The sequence below is a fragment of the Paenibacillus sp. FSL K6-2441 genome, from assembly GCF_037964765.1.
Classification (GTDB): Bacteria; Bacillota; Bacilli; order Paenibacillales; family Paenibacillaceae; genus Fontibacillus; species Fontibacillus phoenicis.
Genome location: NZ_CP150174.1, coordinates 4,464,873 through 4,481,819 on the forward strand (window position 1 = coordinate 4,464,873; position 16,947 = coordinate 4,481,819).

Sequence of the window (16,947 nt, forward strand, 5' to 3'; positions counted from 1 at the left end):
AAGTTTTTCTTAAATTGCAGGAGGGAGACGCATGAAACACAGGCAACGCGAAAAAAAGCGCAAGCGCAGGGGATCTTCCCCGACACGCTTGCGCTTCTTGCTTCTTCTTGCTTCCGCCGCTTTCGCTTACGCTCCGGCTGGCAGCTTCACCTGCACGCGGTAAGTCTTGCCCGGCTGCACATTCCGCAGCACGCCTTCCGGCAGCCGCTCGCCATCCGCGTAAACCTCGGTCTCTGTTACCGCTGCGTCCCGCCGGATATCTACGTGCAGCGTGGCACCCCGGAATTCGCGCGTGATCGCCGCTTCGTTCCAATGGGACGGAAGCTGCGGGCTCACGCGGATGCCGTCCTTCGTGCCCTGCACGCCAAACAGCCCATCGATTAAGCAGCGGTACACCCACGGCACCGTGCCCGTGTTGAACAGATGGCTGGAGCGTCCTGCCGTCCGCGGGAATTGCCGATAGGCTCCCCGGTAGTAGTTCGGGATGAACACCGGCAGCTGTCCCCGTTGCACGATATCCTCGAGATCCGGGCCGGGCAGCATTTTGCGCAGCAGCCGAAAGGCATCGTCCCGCTCACCCACCGTATATAACGCGTAGATGTAGAAGGCAGCGGCATGATTGTACACCGCGCCGTTCTCCGCCGAGCCCGGGTGCTTCTGCGTGACCCGGCCGACATCCTCGCGCATCTTCGTGTAGGAAGGAGCGAGCTTCTCAACGCCGTACGGCGTCTCCAGCTGCTCGCGCACCGCACGCATCAGCTTCTCGCGTTTGTCGGCGTCGGCCGCGCCGCTCAACATCGACCAGCCCTGCGGGTTGATGAAGATCCGGCCTTCCTCATCAGTGCTAATCCCAAACACGACGTTATCATCGGTGATACCCCGTGCATACCATTCGCCGTCCCACAAGTAGCGGTTCACCACTTCGTTGGTCTCCTCCGCCGCCGCACGGTAATCCCGTGCAGCCTCAGGCCGTCCGATGTTCTCGCAAATGCCGGCCCAAACCTGGAACGCATACGCCGTGGCGATCGTCAGCCAGCCGGACACGCCCTTCCCTTTGTAGCCAACCATATTCATCGGGTCGCACCAGTCGCCTTGGTTGATGTAGTTCAGCCCCCGCTCGTCGCGGTCGTTCATCAGCCAACGCATCGCTTTATCGACATGGACATATACAGGTTCGGCTTCCTCACTGTCGGCATAGGCCACCTTTTCCTCCAGAATCGAGTAGTCTCCCGTCTCATCCAAATACGTGCTGAGACAGATGGGCAGCCAGACACAGTGGTCCGTATGCGGCACCTGGTTGATATATTTCAGTTCAGCGTCCGGATGCAGCACGATTCCGTCCGGCATGGCGCCGTTTGCTTTCTGCTGACTCAGCGCCGTCAAGAACGATGCCCGTGCCACCTGCGGCTTGATATAGCTCATACCCATGTGATCCTGCAAATAGTTCCGGGTTTGCGGGTCGGTGGTCAGGCGGTTCGTCTGTCCATGATAATAAATTTGCCGCGGCAGCCAGCGATTGACGAACAGATCGAGATCCTTGTCGGGGGTGGAGATTGTCAGGCAGCCCCGTCCTTCCCGAATATACTGGTCGTATTCGCGTTCGGCAGCCAGAAATCCGTCTTCTCCCAGATCGCCAGCCTTGCCGAAGTATGTCTCCCGAATTTGCGCAATCTCCTGCTCATCCCGGGCCGGGCCGAACAGGAAGCGGTATTCCCGCGTTTCCCCTGCCGCCAGTTCCATCCGGTATTGCATAACGGCTACTGGCGTCTCGTACCGCGCATCTCCCTTCGCGAGCTCCGCTTGTTCCAAGGCGGACGGACGGGTGATCCCGCCTTCTCCCTCGAACGCCTCCTGATTCACTTCCCAGGACACCGGCGGTTGTTCGGCGATCAGGAACGTTTTGTCACGGAAAAACTTGATCTTATCGTAATCCTGATATTTCTGATACGGCGTCACCGAAGAGCAGACGATTGCCTGCAGGTCCTCATGGTATTCGCCGGATTGGTTCATCCAAGACATATAACCCACAGTGAAGTAAGGGTAGATACTCAGCTTCCGCGCCCGCTGCGACACATTCGTCACCTTCACCCGCCAAAGCTCCAGCGGATCCTTCTTCGGCAAGCTGAGGCTCATTTCGATCAACACGCCCTGATGCTCGACCTTCCAGACGATCCGGCTCTGTCCCAAGGCAAAGGCATAGCTGTCGGTCTTGACCCGCATCGGTTCATATGGCGCAGAAAACAGACTTTGATCTTCCTCGTCCTTCACAAACACGAAACGGCCCGGATGATGCGCATAATATGGCTGTTCCGGCTGCATAAACGTCTTCGCTTCCAGATTCGGGGCATGCGAATACTTGGCCGGCTCCGGCTGCATGAATTGGGCAACAGCATATCCCCGGCAGTTCATGTGAATCATCATCGTTTCGTTCCATAGGAATCCCGACGCTTTAGGCAGAAGTGTAGGACTTAGCAACTCGTAGAATTCCTGATCCTCCGTGGCTCTGAACATGGTTCAACCTCTTTTCCGCGTAATCTTGTCTACTTGTCTACAACTATGTTCATTATACATCGGAAAGCCCTTTTATGAAGCGTTTTCTTCTGCATCGCGCATAAAAAAAGAGCCAATTTTCGCGTAAAGACGAAATTGACTCGGATCGCCGCATGACGGCACAGGCTTCATCAGATAAACAAAAACGGAATAAGGAACAGCAAAGCGATCGCCGCCCAATCCAGCGCATAGGCGCCATAAGGATTGCCCGGAAAACCGTACCCCGGATATCCTCCATAAACCGGATACCCCGGCCCATAGCCGTACGCCTTCGTTTGTGCCTGGTCGTTGGCTTGGGGGACCGCTTTGGTTGAAGCTTTATGGTTGCCTTTGGATTTGGATTTCAGCTGCTGGAGCTGCTTCTTGGCTTTGGCGGGTTGGGTAGAGAGAACGTTGGCCCCCGAAGCGTATCCTCCGTTCAGCTGAATGCCCTTTTCGTTCACATCGGTGATCGTACCAATGTAATAGCGGCCGTCCCGAAGTACAGCGCATACGGTTTTGCCGATATGCGGCTTGCAGGTTTCTACGCCAAGCGGATAGATCTGTTGCATAGACTCGTGCCTCCCCTCTCGAATGCTCATTTATCCTATTCACCACCCGGATATTTGTACAGGGCGAATGTCCTGCTCACGAAACAAATCTTCAAAACCGCGGCCTCCTCCCGAGGTGAAAGCCTATCTTAATCGCGCTGGAGACGCGGCGGCATATTCTGCTGTTGAGAGAAGTGGGGGAAGTTGATAAAGGAGGGGCAGCTATAGGATGAATTATCACGAAATCATCGCCGCCGTTGGGGAAGGCTCGGCACATCCGGGGGGATTTCAGGGAACCCTCGATTTTATTCAGTTTGTTGGCATTGCACCTGGAATGCGCGTGCTGGAGGTTGGTTGCGGAACGGGCAGAACGGCCTGCCTGTTAGCCCAGATGGGAGCGCAGGTCACGGCGATGGATCAAAGTATCGTGATGCTGGAGAAAGCCGAGCACAGAGCGCAGCAGCAGCAACTGCAAATCGAATGGATTCAAGGTGATATCACCGCCATCCCGCTGCGCTCGGACACCTATGATGCGGTCATCGCCGAGTCGGTGACGGTGTTCGCCGCCGATCCCGTGAAGGCGTTCCGTGAATATCACCGCGTCCTGCGTAAGGGCGGGCAAGCGTGGGACCGTGAGCTGTTTCGGACGCAGCCTCATCCGGCGCTGGAGCGGGAGATGCGCGAGCTGTACGGCAATCCGCGTTTGCCTGACGCTGCTGCCTGGATGCGGATGCTGCGGGATGCCGGTTTTCAGGACGTTCGGCAGTGGGGACCGGAAACCGGAATAGACCCAAGTGGACAGCAGCAGGAGAAAGGGGGCGCAGACGGAGCGATGTCCTTCGATTGGCAGAACGCTTTGGATCCGTACCGTATCATTGATTTAGAGGCGCTGCAGGATCCCGCCGTGGGCATATTTTTCAGAGAAAATGAAGCCTTCCTGCAACGTTACCGGAAGCATTTATCCTATGGCGTGTTTCTAGCCAAGAAAGCCGGTTGACGGATGAAAATCGGGGGCATGAAAAAGAAGCTGGCTCATAGGGTTTGACTCACCTACGAAGCTAGCTTCTGAAGGGACGGACTATTGCGGAGAGACCACGCTCTCTTGCGGGGCATGGCTTCTCGCTTTCAAGAAGACGTTCAACCGCTCGGAGAACAGCCACATGGCTGCCGCCGACAGCACGATGTACACCGGGAACACGCCAATCGTCGAGTGCGAAGCCAGGAACCCGAGCAACGGCGGCATAAACGTGCTGCCGGTATACGCCACGGCCATCTGGTAGCCCATGATCGTCGGGGATTGCCGCTTGCCGAAGCGGACCGGCGTTTCATGCAACATACACGGATAGATCGGGGCGAGGCCAAGGCCGATGATCAGTAAGCCGACCAGCGACAGGGCCGCGGGCAACGGCAGAACCAGCACGACTGCGCCGAGCAGGGCGATGATCTGGCCAGCGCGAATCATCACGCGGTTGCTAACTTTGAACGTGACGAATCCGGCTATAAAGCGGCCAACCGTGATACCGGCAAAATACAGCGAAACCCAGCTCGCCGCCGTCGCCGCATCAACCCCTTTGATGCCAACGAGATAGCTGCTGCCCCATAGGCCCACCGTGGATTCTACCCCGCAATAGAACAGAAACGAGACGAGGGCCAGCTTGACGCCGGGAATCCGCAGCGGCTTCACCGGACCGGTGTCCGGCTGCTCCGCTTCCAATTCACTTAGCTCTTCCTTCCGCGAACCGCCGGCGATCCGGGCCACACGATCCCAAAGCGGCAGGGAGAAGAGCAAAATAACAACCAGCGCAAATTGAATCATCGACACGGTCAAGTACCCGCTGCGCCAGTGACCGCCGCCGGACATAAACCCGGCCATGATGACCGGCCCCAGCGTCGCGCCAACACCCCAGAAGCAATGCAGCCAGCTCATGTGATGCGCTTTGTAGTGCGCGGCCACGTAGTTGTTGAGGCCGGCGTCAACCGCCCCGGCACCCAGGCCAAGCGGAATCGCACAAACGGCCAGCCAGAACACCGACGGTGCCGCCGAATAGCCAAGCAAGGCTGCAGCCGTCATCAGGCAGCTGACCAGGGTCACCTTGCCCGTGCCGAACCGGCCTAGCAACGAGCCGCTGGCCAAGCTCGATACGATCGTGCCGGCGGCGACGATCATATATAATACGCCGGCGGTGCCCAGCGGAGCGCCGAGCTCACCGCGAATGATCGGCCAGGCCGAGCCCAGCAGCGAGTCGGGCAGCCCTAAGCTGATGAAGGCCAAATAAATGATCAATAGAAAAAATGTTGCCATCTGTTTTTATCTCCTTCTCCTTATCCACGGGTTGAAATCATCAGATGAAGTCCCAGCTGCTTTGCACTTTGATTTCGTTCAACAAGAGAACACTGACCTCATCATGGCAGAACACGACCGTATGCGGATTGATCAGCGCTGTATAGGCCGCGACCAACCGGCTGACGGCGTCCACTCCCTCAGGCGAACGCTCGGACGCTTTTGGACCTTCAAAATCTATATTGCCAAGGGCCATCAGTTGATTGAAACCCCGCTGTTCAGGCGCGTCAAGCACCCCAATTATTACCTGAACATCATCCCGGAGGTGCTTAGCTTCGCGATCATTTCGCAGGGCTGGGTCGTGTTTACACCTTTGTTCGTGCTGCATCTGATCACCTTGTTCAACCGCATTCGGCTGGAAGAGAAGATCATGAAGCAGACGTTCCGGGGGTATAAGTAGATTCTTAGCAAAAAGAGGCTTTTCCGAATGGCCGCCACCTCGGGAAAGCCTCATGTTCGTTATGGCCTGCATTAAGCCCACCAGGCCTCTTTGGGATAGGCCGGGTCTCCGATATAGACCGATTCGCCGATTTTCGGCGTGGCGATGGGCACGTTCCGGCGTTCGGCTTCTGCTGTCGCACGGCGAATAGGGTCGTTCCAATCATGCAGCGACAACGTGAACGCCGCCCAGTGAATCGGGAGGAGCAAGCCGCCCTGTACGTCCACATGGGCTTGCACCGACTGTTCGGGGAGCATATGGATGTCGATCCAGCGTGGATCGTATTGTCCGCATTCCATCAAAGCCAAATCAAACGGCCCATACTTCTCACCAATCTGCTTGAAATGTGGACCATACCCGCTGTCCCCGCTGAAAAATATTTTACGCTCCGCCGACGCAATCACCCAGGAACACCATAACGTGCCGTTCCGATTCGCAAGGCCCCGACCCGAGAAATGACGAGCTGGCGTACAGGCGAGCTTCAAGCCGTTCCATTCCAGCTCTTCCCACCAGTCATGCTCACTGATCCGCCCCGGATCCACGCCCCAGCGTTCCAGGTGACTGCCCACCCCTAGCGGGACGAAAAACCGCCCCACCTTATCCTTCAACTTCTTGATGGTCCCATAGTCCAAATGATCATAATGGTCATGGGACAAGATCACCGCATCAACGGCCGGCAAGTCCTCCAGATCAAACGGCAGTTGCTGGTTAAACCGCTTGCCGCCAAACGGAGGGACCGGCGTGGGCGACGGGCCGAGCATCGGGTCAAGCAGGAGACGCTTACCTCCGAAATGCAGGAGCAGTGCCGAATGGCCCAACCAAACGACCATGTCGCGGTCCAGGTTCCCCAGTGTCTCCGGCGTCAGCTGCACGACCGGAAGCGGCCGATCCGGCCTTACCCGCGGATTCCCCCGCAGGTAATCCCGCAGCACCGAAACCATGCTGCCCGAAGCAGGCTGGAGCAAGGAAGTGGGTGCGGTGTACACAAACTTCCTTCCCTGCCGGTTCGGAGATTGCGAGTAACGCGCCAGCTCCGCAGGAGAGGCCTTCCCGCCAAAGGCCGGGTGCAGTCGGAGAAAGAGCGTAACGCCGATGAAGATGACAAGTAAAATACCTAAAGTGATATACATGTAGGATACCGCCTTTTCCTATGTGAAGAGTGGATGATCGAAGGATTCAAGCAGAGTATACTGCATTGCGGGGGGCGTTGCCAAATGGGGGGGTATGAGGCTACTTAAAAAAGAAATAGACCGCCCACTCACCAAGGAAACGGTCTATTTCTGATCGTACAGCACCAAGAAGGAAGCCGAACGCCGATAGGCGTAATTCGTGTGCAGAGCCGAGGATGTTAGCCGCCTCCTAAGCTTTCTGCTTCTATTCTTGATTTTTCTTTGTAGATAATGTTACCAATCCTGCCGAACTTATACAAGGCGTAGACGAAGGATAGGCGGTTACCGCACCCAGGTCACGATGTCGTCCAGCGCCTGCCTCGATTTGGGACGCGGCTCCTTCACGCGGTAGCCAAAGGCGGCGAAGCAAGCAATGCCAAACCGGTCATCTTCCAACAGACCTTCCTCCCGGAGGATCTGCTCTGCCTTGTCTCGATCAAAGCCTTCGATCGGACAGGAATCTACGCCGATCAGCGCCGCGGCTGTCAGCATGTTGCCGAGGGCGATATAAGCCTGTTTGCACGCCCAGTCGAACATCGCACGGTCACTTTCGAGCAGCCGGAAATCGGACTCCTGGAAGGTCCGGTAATTCCCCATCAGCATCTGGTCCACAATTTCGTCGGGGATGTGGTGGACCTCTTTCATCATATGCGTGACGTAAGGGGCGTCATATCTCAGATCCTTCATCGTCCGAGCCAAAATCACGACAAAATGGCTGGCGGTCGGCAGTTGCCCTTGAGCTCCCCAGGAGACGGCGCGAAGTTTCTCGCGGAGCTCCGGCTTCTGCAGCACAACGAATTTCCACGGCTCTAAGCCAACCGAGCTGGGGGATAAGCGGGCTGCCTCCAGGATAAACCGGAAATCTTCCTCCGGAAGGGTTCGGTCCGGATCGAATTGCTTGCAGGCATGACGGAAGTGATAAGCCTCCAGAATCGCTTGTTTGACATCGGATTTATCCAGTTTCGCAATCAGGCTCATAACGAAAAAAATCACTCCTCAACGTAAAAAAAGTTGCGTACCCGCCGCACGGTTATGTCCCGCAAAACGTCCGGTACGGCCGGTCGCTGGCTGGCGGCAGCTCGGCGTAGTCCGCCTGCTCCAGCGTATGGGCGAAAGGCTGTGCCAACGCTTGGAGCAGCCGCTCCATCACGCTGTAATCCTCCCGCTTCACGGCGGCTTCGAGCGCTTCCTCCACCCGATGGTTACGCGGGATGACCGCCGGGTTGCTGCGGCGCATCAGCTCCCGGACCGCGTCGTCCGTTTCCGGCTGTCCTGCGAGCCGTGCCCGCCAACGCTCCAGCCATTCCGCCCATTCCGGCGTGCACGCCATCGGCGGCTCCTCCAACCGGCCAAAGGTCAAAGCGAGGAACGTATTGGTGTAGTCGGCATGGTGCTGGTGCATCAGGCCAAGCAGATCATGGATCAGGGCGGCGTCCTCCGCCTGTTCGCCAAACAAGCCCAGCTTCGACCGCATCCCCTTCAGCCATGCCGCTTCGAACTGTCCGGCGAAGCCCTTCAGCGCTTCTTCGGCGAGCCGGACGGCTTGCTCCTCCTCGTCATGCAGCAGCGGCAGCAGGCTTTCGGCGAACCGGGTCAAGTTCCACACCGCAATGGATGGCTGATTGCCGTAGGCATAGCGGCCATGACGGTCGATGGAACTGAACACGGTCGCGGGGTCGTACGCGTCCATAAAGGCGCAAGGCCCGTAGTCGATCGTCTCGCCGCTGAGGGTCATGTTGTCGGTGTTCATCACGCCGTGGATGAACCCGACAAGCTGCCACTGGGCGATCAGGGCGGCCTGGCGCTGGGTCGCCTCCCGTAACAGCGCCAGGTAGCGGCCAGCCTCGCCGGTGTCGGCGAGCTCGGCCAGCTGCGGGTAATGGCGCTGGATCACGTAGTCGGCGAGCGTGCGGACGTCCGTCAGCTCGCCGAATTGCGCGGCGTACTGGAACGTGCCGACGCGCACGTGGCTGGACGCCACGCGGGTGAGAATCGCCCCGCGTAAGTCCTGTTCGCGGACCACCGTCTCGCCGGTGGTCACCACCGCCAAGCTGCGGGTCGTCGGAATGCCCAGCGCGTGCATCGCCTCGCTGATGATATACTCCCGCAGCATCGGCCCCAGCGCGGCACGCCCGTCCCCGCCGCGCGAATACGGCGTCCGGCCGGAGCCCTTGAGCTGGATGTCGAAGCGATCGCCGCCAGGCGTGATCTGCTCCCCGAGCAGCAGGGCCCGGCCGTCCCCCAGCATCGTGAAATACCCGAACTGGTGGCCCGCATAAGCTTGGGCCAGCGGCTCCGCCCCCGGCGGCAGCCGGTTGCCGGCAAAGACGGCCACGTTCTCCTCACTTCGCAGCGCCTCCGCATTCAGCCCAAGCTCTGCCGCCAGCTTGTCGTTGAGCACGATCAGCTGGGGTGCCCGAACCGGCTTGGCCTCCTGCTTCGTGTAGAAAAACTCCGGCAACCTAGCGTAACTATGATCGAAATTCCATCCGGCGTTCGGATTTGCGCTTGGTTCGTTCATCACGTTCTCCTTCCCATCGTCCTTGCAAGGTTACCCCTGACGGATCTCCCCGCAAGACGTTCATCGTTCCCTACTCCATTGTACCGGAGGGACGAGCCCCACGAAACTTGGGAGTCTTTCGCGCTGCGCTGACGGCTGGCCACCAAACCTCGGTCGGGTATTCCGAACTCCCAATCCGGACCGGCTCCCCGATTTTAGGCGTCGTTAACGATATCCCCCGCAGCCTAGCTTCTATACTTAGCCGGCGAATGGGATCATACCAACTGTGCATCGCCAACGAGAAAGTCCCCCAATGAATGGGAAGCAACACGTTCCCCTTCACGTCCTGATGAGCCCGTACCGTTTGCTCCGGCAGCATATGGATATCCCACCATCGGTCGTCATACTGACCGCATTCCATCAAAGTGAGGTCGAAGGGGCCGTATTTGTCGCCAATTTCCTTAAAATGCGGGCCATACCCGCTATCCCCGCTAAAATAAACCCGCTTCTCCGGCGTGGTAATGACCCAGGAGCACCAGAGCCCGCCGTTTTGGCTAAGCAGCCCTCTGCCTGAATAGTGCCTAGCCGGCGTGCAGACCAACCGGACACCATGAAGCTCCAGCTCCTCCCACCAATCGTATTCGCTGATTCGAGCAGGCTTGACGCCCCACCGCTCCAGATGACAACGGATGCCCAGCGGTCCGATGAACTGCCCGACCCGATCCTTAATTCGCCGGATCGTCCCGTAATCCAGATGGTCATAGTGATCGTGAGACAACACGACAGCATCCACCGGAGGAAGCTCGTCCAGATGGCCGAAGGGCAGCTCACGGTTGAATCTTTTGTCGCCTCCAATCGGCGACGAAGTCTGGCCAAACATCGGGTCTAACAACAGCCGGGTTCCCCCGATCTGCAACAGCAGCGCCGAATGGCCAAACCAGATCACCGTATCCTCCTGGATCTCTTCCATCACCTCCCGGTCGAGCTTGACTTGGGGCAATGGCCGCTTTGGCTTCAGTTCGGGTTTCCGCTGCACATATTCGCGCATCGCCGTAAAGAAACTGCCCAGTGACGGCTTATATATTTTTGTTTCCAAGGGGTACTCGAACTTCGTTCCTTTATAATTCGGAGATTGCCGGTAGCGCTGCAGGTCTGCAGGCGACGGCTTCCCTCCAAAAGGCGGGTACAGCTTCCGAAATAAATCCCATCCAACCGCCAGAAGCACCACAAAAGCAATCAAAACAAAGAGCCACATCATCAGCCCCATCCACCTTCCCTGAACAAATGACATCCATGCAGGAAGGTTGTGCCAAAGTCGGGGGATTTATGCGAAAAAGACCGCACTGCTACGGGGCTTCGGCAGACAGTAGCGGGTTACTTTGCACTATAGCGGTGGACCGCTGCGGCTACACACCGCGCTCCTGACGAAAGGCTTCGATCCGCTCCCGATTTTTCGCGTCGATTTGCAGGGAGATGCCGCGGCAGTTAATGACGACCCCCTCCAAGTTACCAGATACCGTCAGCAGGTCGTCATAGGATGCGATGTTGCTGCTCCAAGCCGTTTTATCGTAGACCTTCTCGAACTCCGGCCAATCCGTAAATGCCGGCAGCCACGCCGAGCCATCCTTCGCGCTGAGCACGCCAAATTGCAGGATTGTCCCTTGCTTTAAGGTTTTCATGCCGTGCTCATCCGCGGGCGAGGCGTCGGACTCCTTCACTTGCATGGGCACCAGAAACTTCGCCTGCAGGATTTCATCCAGCATCTCAGCCTCCAGCGCGTTCAGCTGCTGCCCCCGGGCCTCCGGATCGCCAGTCGGTGCGTGCAACGTCTGGAAGAAACGAATCATTGCTCGCTGCAACCCCGGATTCGTGACGGGAATGCTGATCTCCGGCGTCCCCGTCCAATCCGGTGGCGGCAAGATCTCATCCCGCTGGATTTCAATATGATATTGCCCGTTGTCCACGAGGACCTTCGATAACCCCAAAATATGAAGCTGCGCGAACGTCTTTAGCACTTCTTCCCCGCCGATCGGTTGCATCTCCAGCATCAGCAGCTGCTGCCGGAAATAATCCTCCGCGTTCTCGGCGAATACCTTCTGCGAGAACATCCATACCCGGTCATCCCCATCCACGTAAGGATATCCGGTTGCCTGGTCGCACGCGAGGTAGAGCGTTTCGGCGGTTTTTATTTTTTCATAGAGCACGCCGAGGAAAACCTTCATCCGTTCATCCAAATACACATCCGGAAAAGCCTCCTCCGCCTTAAACCGCTTCGCCGCATGCACCAAAAAAATCAGCTCCTGTATCTCCAGCCCATCCAGCTCTTCCTGCGATACCTCCGGCGTCAGCAGAAACCTCCGCCCGATCTCGTCTCTCCGCTCTTCGTTCATCTGGCACCCCATTTCCCATGTCGTTTGAATCTAGTATAGCTCATAACGGTGTAGTGAAAGTAAATAACTGGTACAATAAATTTTTGAATACGACTGAATTTTGGAATTGGAGAAGATTATGGACAGACGAGATGTTATTTTTTCTTTGACGTATTTGCCATTGTTAATACGATTAAGATGTAAGGAAATGGCTAAATTACCGGCCTTTCTGGGATCAACTTTACATGGTGTTGTAGGATGGACATTGTTGAATAACAGGGAGGTGTATGAATATCTTTTTGAAAACCGCAGATTGGGCGGGGCGAAGCAGGATATTGTGAATCCTTACATGATTGAACCTCCAAGATCCCGAAGCGTCTATCATCCGGGGGATGAACTTTGCTTCAGGTTTGTTCTGTTTGGAGAGGCAATCCGTTATGCGGAGGAAGTGGTAACTACACTGGCTGAGGTTGCTTTATTCAAAATAGGAGCCGAACGGAAACAATTTGAACTGCTGGATATTCTGCATGCTGAACACTTTCAACCGTTTTGGCAGCAAGGACAAATTTATCGCGATGCTATAGTGACTGTGCATCTTGAGAAGGCGGCAGATCCTGAGCCCGCTTCATGGTGTTCCATACATTTATTAACACCACTGCGGATTCGACGTGGTGGAGAACTGGTGCAAAACATCAACTTTCCGACCATTGTTCGAGGGGCAACACGTAGAATACAAGCGTTAACTGAGCGTTACGGCGGTTATATAGATCAAGCTAAAGCCGAGGAAGCTATCACCTTTTCAAAAAACATAAGAGAGCTGTCCTCCGGCTTGTATTTGAACGAAATGCACCGATATTCTAATCGCAAGAGCGAGTCGCTGGATTGGAGCGGAATGCTGGGGGCCATAACCTTTGCGGGCGAGCTTGACCCATTTACACCGTGGTTAAAGGCTGCGCGAATTTTGCATATCGGACGAAATACAACCTTCGGTTGCGGACAGTTGGATGTTATTTTTCGATAGAACTGAAAAAAAGTGAATATATGATTTCCAACGCGTGCGATCCGGCAGATGTCGGGAGGCACGTTTTTTATTGGTATTTTAGTCCTAATTAACATGACGGGAAAATTAGCCTACTTTTCAAAATATCAGATGCGGAAAAAGAGAGAAAAGAGGATTTTTTGGAATAATATGCTATAATAATGGGGTATTTTGCCATTTTATTCTACTGAATAGAGGTGTCTCTGTACATGACTAAAGAACTATCAAATGAAGAAAAGAAGCAAAAAATCGTAAACAACATCAGGAAGAATTACCGTCAGGTAGAGATGTCTATTGTAAACCAATTATTTATGAAACACGATTTGCATGGAACAACCATAGGTTCAGAACGGGAGAGCATTTGGGGACAGTTATTTGAAATGATTGTTCCCAAAAAGTTTGTTATCGAGCCGTCTGTATTTATTATCGATTCCGAAGGGCGCGTCTCGCATGAAGTAGACTTTGCTATTATGGATGAAATGTACACTCCATATATCTTCCGCTATGGAAAAGTAAAGTTTGTGCCTATTGAGGCAGTTGCTGCTGTGGTTGAATGCAAGAGTCAGAATGTGGATGAGGCGCAGATCAAAAGATGGGTAGAAAGTATGAACCAACTGCGTACTTCGGGTGAATCTGTTGCCCGAATGGCACATAAGATTGCACGCGGTGCTACACCAACGCAGCAATCAACTCGTCCGATTCGTATTTTGTGTGCATTACAAGACACTTGTAGTGATGGTTTAAAGAAGCATTTCGATTTTACTTTACTTGCTAGTTACAAGAAGGAAAATCAAAGTGACGGGAGGATTGAGATTCATCTCAATCCACAGAAAGCTCAGTCATCATTGAAGGATTGGTATAAGGAGCTTAACTTTCATAATGTCGATCAGAAGATTAATTTTGAAGGGATAGGCGAGCTTGAAAAAATATCTTTAGATGACTTTAGAGTTCAGAATGAAAATGGCATGGTCATTTCCTTGCTCACTTTCAACTTCCAACTGAATCAACTGCTGATGCTGATAAACAACCCGATTTTATTCCCACATCGCGCCTATGCCAAGCTATTAAATTACTCTGGAGAGGAAGGGCAGTAATGGAGAAATTCGTAGTAGCCGTATCTGTCGACAGGGTTCAAGCCTTTTTATACGGAGTGCTTCATGACCACGTGCAAGACAAGCAAACCAACAGCGGTACGCTAAGTACGATTATCGAATCCTCCCATATGATCTCTGGTCAGTTCTATAAAGACATTGGCATCGAAGGAAACGGTCCTTTTGCCGGTGATATTGATGAGCAATTGCTGACTACTTCCGGGAACTGTATCTTTATAACCTCTCTTCCCGAAAGTCAAATTTCTAAAAATCTGGATGAGATATTTGAAAAATACTACAAGAGATACAGCGGGCAGCTGCTTATCAAATACATCTATTTTCCGCTGGCCGACTTGCAGTTGTCCCATCAGGCCGACGGTGAGGAATTATATAAACTGAATGCCATCAAGGAAAGCAAACGGAGGTTGCGTGAGGATGCATGTCTTAACGAGATCATTGAACGCAATCAAGATTTGCTGTTTGAATTCCAAAAATCACTGAAACCGCCCAAAGCTGAGCCTCAAGCGAATTGGGAAAATGACTATTCGGCGTTCTCGCAGACAATCAACAAATTGTATGATGAACAGGATGCAGAGAATGAGAACCACTTCCGTATCGCGGTTATCAAGGGCGACCTGGATGGCATGGGTGAATTATTCAAAAGCATCCAGAACTATGATACGTATAATGCGGTAAGTAAACTCTTGAACGAATACGTGTCGCTTCAGAATCTCCATCAGATCACGCAGCAATTTCAGAAGCAGGATGCAGAAGAACAGCGTGATAGGCTCAGATTGTATCCGCTCTATATAGCGGGCGATGATATTTTCTTTGCTGTGCCTGCTTCGCAATTAAGTGCGGGGATTAATATTTGTAAACATATTCTGAAGCAGTTAAATGAGGGAATTATACAGGCAGTTCAGGAAGATAAGCAAGGTGGCATGAACATAGAACTGTCCATGAGCATTGGCGTAGATTTCACGTTTAATCGTGAACCCATTCGATACTACTATGCTCGCGTGCAGAAACAACTGGAGATGGCTAAACAAGAAGCAAGCCATCCAAAAGCTACAAAAAACTATCGTCCAGTTCATTGCATGAAGATCAGCATCAACCATCTTGTGTTCCACGATTATGAGGAGGATAAAGGAAGTCGCCGTAAAGAAGGAGTTTCAGATGACTCCAGCGAGAACAACGCAGATCTCCTTACTTGGAAAACCATAGTTCATGGTGTAGAAAGATTGAAGCACGCGATGAGTTGTGGTTTTGCAGCGCATCACTTCCTGTATGGCCTTCTAAACAAAATCACAGACCCGGAGACATACAACAGTAATCTAAAATATAGCAACGCCGTGTTCTATCATTTGATTCCTCAGCACCTGGAAAGTGGAAATGAACAGTTAAGAGAGGCCGAACTTTGGCTTTTAAAATCAATAATAGACCAAATCATGAGGAGAACCGAAAAAAGAGATAAAGAAGGAAAGTTGATAAGCACTCGAAATATTTTCCTTGATGACGAACATAAAAAGCGACTCGAGGGCTATGTCCGTATTCTCCTGTTGTTTACAGACCCCAGATTCAATAAGTCAACTCAGTCTATTAGATTCAACGCAACACAAGTCAAAAGTGACTTGTTTAACAAGCCATTAAAGTATATTTATGAGACTAGTTTGGGGAGTTCCGCTGTTCAATCCTTACGAGATGTATTCATAAAGGCAGATTATTATGTGCCAAAAGATTTTGAAAATAAGAAGAAAAAAGGTCGAGCGCCAAAAGTGGGCATATATCGCACATTGCGAATCTCCAATTCTTTATTTCATAGAATTAAACACAATTATTTAAATCATCCTGAAACGGTAGCCAAGCTAATTGCAGCAGCAAATCCCCAGACGCTTGATGAGGTTGAGAATCTTCTGGAAAAATCAAAACAGGAGCATAAAGCGCTGCCAAGTTTGGCCTTCGATAGCCAAGAATTCTTGCAAGCAACAAGCAATCCGGAAGTGTGGACAACTGATCATGTTGAAGCGTTGTCTGTCTTTTATAAACTGAAAGATAAGTCTATCCAGTTGAAGGGTATATATGATTTCAAAGCATTAAGAGCAGCTCAAAACCGAAATCGAAAACGGTCAGGAGGAAAGCCGAATGGCAAAAGGAAATATCGTCCCCAAAATAAGCGTTAATGTAACAACAAAGTCCAATTTATTCATTGGTGGATCCCCAGCAACATTTGAAATTGGCGGGGTCGATCTATTCACTGTAACGAATGCGAATGGTTTGCCTTATATTCCGGGCTCGTCACTCAAAGGAGTGATGCGTCATATGGTTCGTGAGCTCATCTCCAGCAACCCGTCAGAGCAGCCAAATGATGAGCTTCGTGTTTTGGCTAAAGAAATCAATCAATGGTACAAGGGGTATTTACAGAAAGTTGCTTTGGCACAAGAAGAACAGTTGACACTATTGAACATAGAGAATGAACGCAAAGAACGGGCGGTGAGTCGAATGCAGGATGTCATTGACCGCGCGTCCGCTGAGTATTTATTTGGCATTGAAAATTTCAACGATACGCCAAAGCTGTTGTTTAATGATCTGCTGGTTGATTCAGCCGAGTCAGCTGTGGATCGGGATACCCTGTTCTCCATTGATACCAAAAACAAGATTGAAGATGTAAAACTAAAAGACAGGGAAAATGTTGCTGCTAATCCGCGTACCTATCAGGTTGTTCGCCCCGGAGTCACCTTTGTCGGCGACATTATACTGTATCGGTTTGAGCTTTTGGGGGATTCGGGCATCCAGCAAAAAATAATAGAATTTATGGAGCGGCTTCTGCTTCAATTTAACGAAGGAATTTATCGTCTGGGCAACTCGGGTAGCCGTGGCTACGGCCGAGTGCAGGTTGATATTATGAAGGAGGAGGTCTAG

The 16,947-nt window shown here is 53.0% G+C and carries 15 protein-coding genes; 6 read left to right on the forward strand and 9 right to left on the reverse strand.

What is annotated here, in order from left to right:
* Positions 1–126 precede the first annotated feature (126 nt).
* Both NSQ80_RS20605 and NSQ80_RS20610 read right to left on the reverse strand, forming a co-directional pair.
* Complete coding sequence (locus tag NSQ80_RS20605; protein ID WP_260070141.1) at positions 127–2,511, reverse strand: glycosyl hydrolase family 65 protein; 2,385 nt, start codon at positions 2,509–2,511, stop codon at positions 127–129.
* Between the two features lie 170 nt (positions 2,512–2,681).
* A complete protein-coding gene (locus NSQ80_RS20610; protein ID WP_036644122.1) occupies positions 2,682–3,101 on the reverse strand; it encodes a hypothetical protein in 420 nt (139 codons plus the stop codon).
* A 208-nt stretch (positions 3,102–3,309) separates the two neighbouring features.
* On the opposite strand from NSQ80_RS20610, the gene NSQ80_RS20615 reads away from it, so the two are divergent.
* Positions 3,310–4,077 carry a class I SAM-dependent methyltransferase gene (locus NSQ80_RS20615; protein ID WP_323078162.1) on the forward strand — a complete coding sequence of 256 codons (768 nt, stop codon included), beginning with the start codon at positions 3,310–3,312 and terminating at the stop codon, positions 4,075–4,077.
* A gap of 81 nt (positions 4,078–4,158) precedes the next feature.
* Here the strand turns inward: NSQ80_RS20615 and NSQ80_RS20620 are convergent, their stop codons facing one another.
* Positions 4,159–5,382: an MFS transporter gene (locus tag NSQ80_RS20620; protein WP_009223493.1), complete on the reverse strand. Its 1,224-nt coding sequence runs from the start codon at positions 5,380–5,382 to the stop codon at positions 4,159–4,161.
* Between the two features lie 40 nt (positions 5,383–5,422).
* Positions 5,423–5,617, reverse strand: a complete 195-nt coding sequence (locus NSQ80_RS20625; RefSeq protein ID WP_339302203.1) for a hypothetical protein — start codon at positions 5,615–5,617, stop codon at positions 5,423–5,425.
* On the opposite strand from NSQ80_RS20625, the gene NSQ80_RS20630 reads away from it, so the two are divergent.
* Positions 5,603–5,821 (forward strand): isoprenylcysteine carboxylmethyltransferase family protein, encoded by a 219-nt coding sequence (locus NSQ80_RS20630; protein ID WP_339302198.1) that lies wholly within the window; start codon positions 5,603–5,605, stop codon positions 5,819–5,821. The two genes, NSQ80_RS20625 and NSQ80_RS20630, sit on opposite strands and share 15 nt — an antisense overlap.
* A 71-nt stretch (positions 5,822–5,892) precedes the next feature.
* Here NSQ80_RS20630 and NSQ80_RS20635 read toward each other — a convergent pair whose 3' ends face one another.
* The 5 genes from NSQ80_RS20635 to NSQ80_RS20655 form a co-directional block, all read right to left on the reverse strand.
* On the reverse strand, positions 5,893–6,990 hold the full coding sequence (locus tag NSQ80_RS20635) for an MBL fold metallo-hydrolase (RefSeq protein ID WP_009223491.1): 1,098 nt from the start codon (positions 6,988–6,990) through the stop codon (positions 5,893–5,895).
* A gap of 321 nt (positions 6,991–7,311) precedes the next feature.
* Complete coding sequence (locus NSQ80_RS20640) at positions 7,312–8,007, reverse strand: NAD(P)H-dependent oxidoreductase (RefSeq protein ID WP_009223490.1); 696 nt, start codon at positions 8,005–8,007, stop codon at positions 7,312–7,314.
* A gap of 52 nt (positions 8,008–8,059) precedes the next feature.
* The gene (locus tag NSQ80_RS20645; protein WP_339300675.1) at positions 8,060–9,550 is read right to left on the reverse strand and encodes a YdiU family protein; all 1,491 of its coding nucleotides are present in this window, start codon (positions 9,548–9,550) and stop codon (positions 8,060–8,062) included.
* 70 nt (positions 9,551–9,620) lie between these two features.
* Positions 9,621–10,787: an MBL fold metallo-hydrolase gene (locus NSQ80_RS20650; RefSeq protein WP_339300677.1), complete on the reverse strand. Its 1,167-nt coding sequence runs from the start codon at positions 10,785–10,787 to the stop codon at positions 9,621–9,623.
* A gap of 148 nt (positions 10,788–10,935) precedes the next feature.
* Positions 10,936–11,919, reverse strand: a complete 984-nt coding sequence (locus NSQ80_RS20655) for an SseB family protein (RefSeq protein WP_339300678.1) — start codon at positions 11,917–11,919, stop codon at positions 10,936–10,938.
* A 187-nt stretch (positions 11,920–12,106) separates the two neighbouring features.
* On the opposite strand from NSQ80_RS20655, the gene cas6 reads away from it, so the two are divergent.
* The 4 genes from cas6 to cmr6 all read left to right on the forward strand — a co-directional run bounded on the left by cas6 (position 12,107) and on the right by cmr6 (position 16,947).
* The gene (cas6, locus tag NSQ80_RS20660; RefSeq protein WP_339300680.1) at positions 12,107–12,919 is read left to right on the forward strand and encodes a CRISPR system precrRNA processing endoribonuclease RAMP protein Cas6; all 813 of its coding nucleotides are present in this window, start codon (positions 12,107–12,109) and stop codon (positions 12,917–12,919) included.
* A 227-nt stretch (positions 12,920–13,146) separates the two neighbouring features.
* The gene (locus tag NSQ80_RS20665) at positions 13,147–14,031 is read left to right on the forward strand and encodes a DUF6602 domain-containing protein (protein ID WP_339300682.1); all 885 of its coding nucleotides are present in this window, start codon (positions 13,147–13,149) and stop codon (positions 14,029–14,031) included.
* Positions 14,031–16,208: a hypothetical protein gene (locus tag NSQ80_RS20670; RefSeq protein ID WP_339300683.1), complete on the forward strand. Its 2,178-nt coding sequence runs from the start codon at positions 14,031–14,033 to the stop codon at positions 16,206–16,208. The genes NSQ80_RS20665 and NSQ80_RS20670 overlap by 1 nt, the downstream gene beginning before the upstream one ends.
* Positions 16,171–16,947: a type III-B CRISPR module RAMP protein Cmr6 gene (gene cmr6 / locus NSQ80_RS20675; protein ID WP_339300685.1), complete on the forward strand. Its 777-nt coding sequence runs from the start codon at positions 16,171–16,173 to the stop codon at positions 16,945–16,947. The genes NSQ80_RS20670 and cmr6 overlap by 38 nt, the downstream gene beginning before the upstream one ends.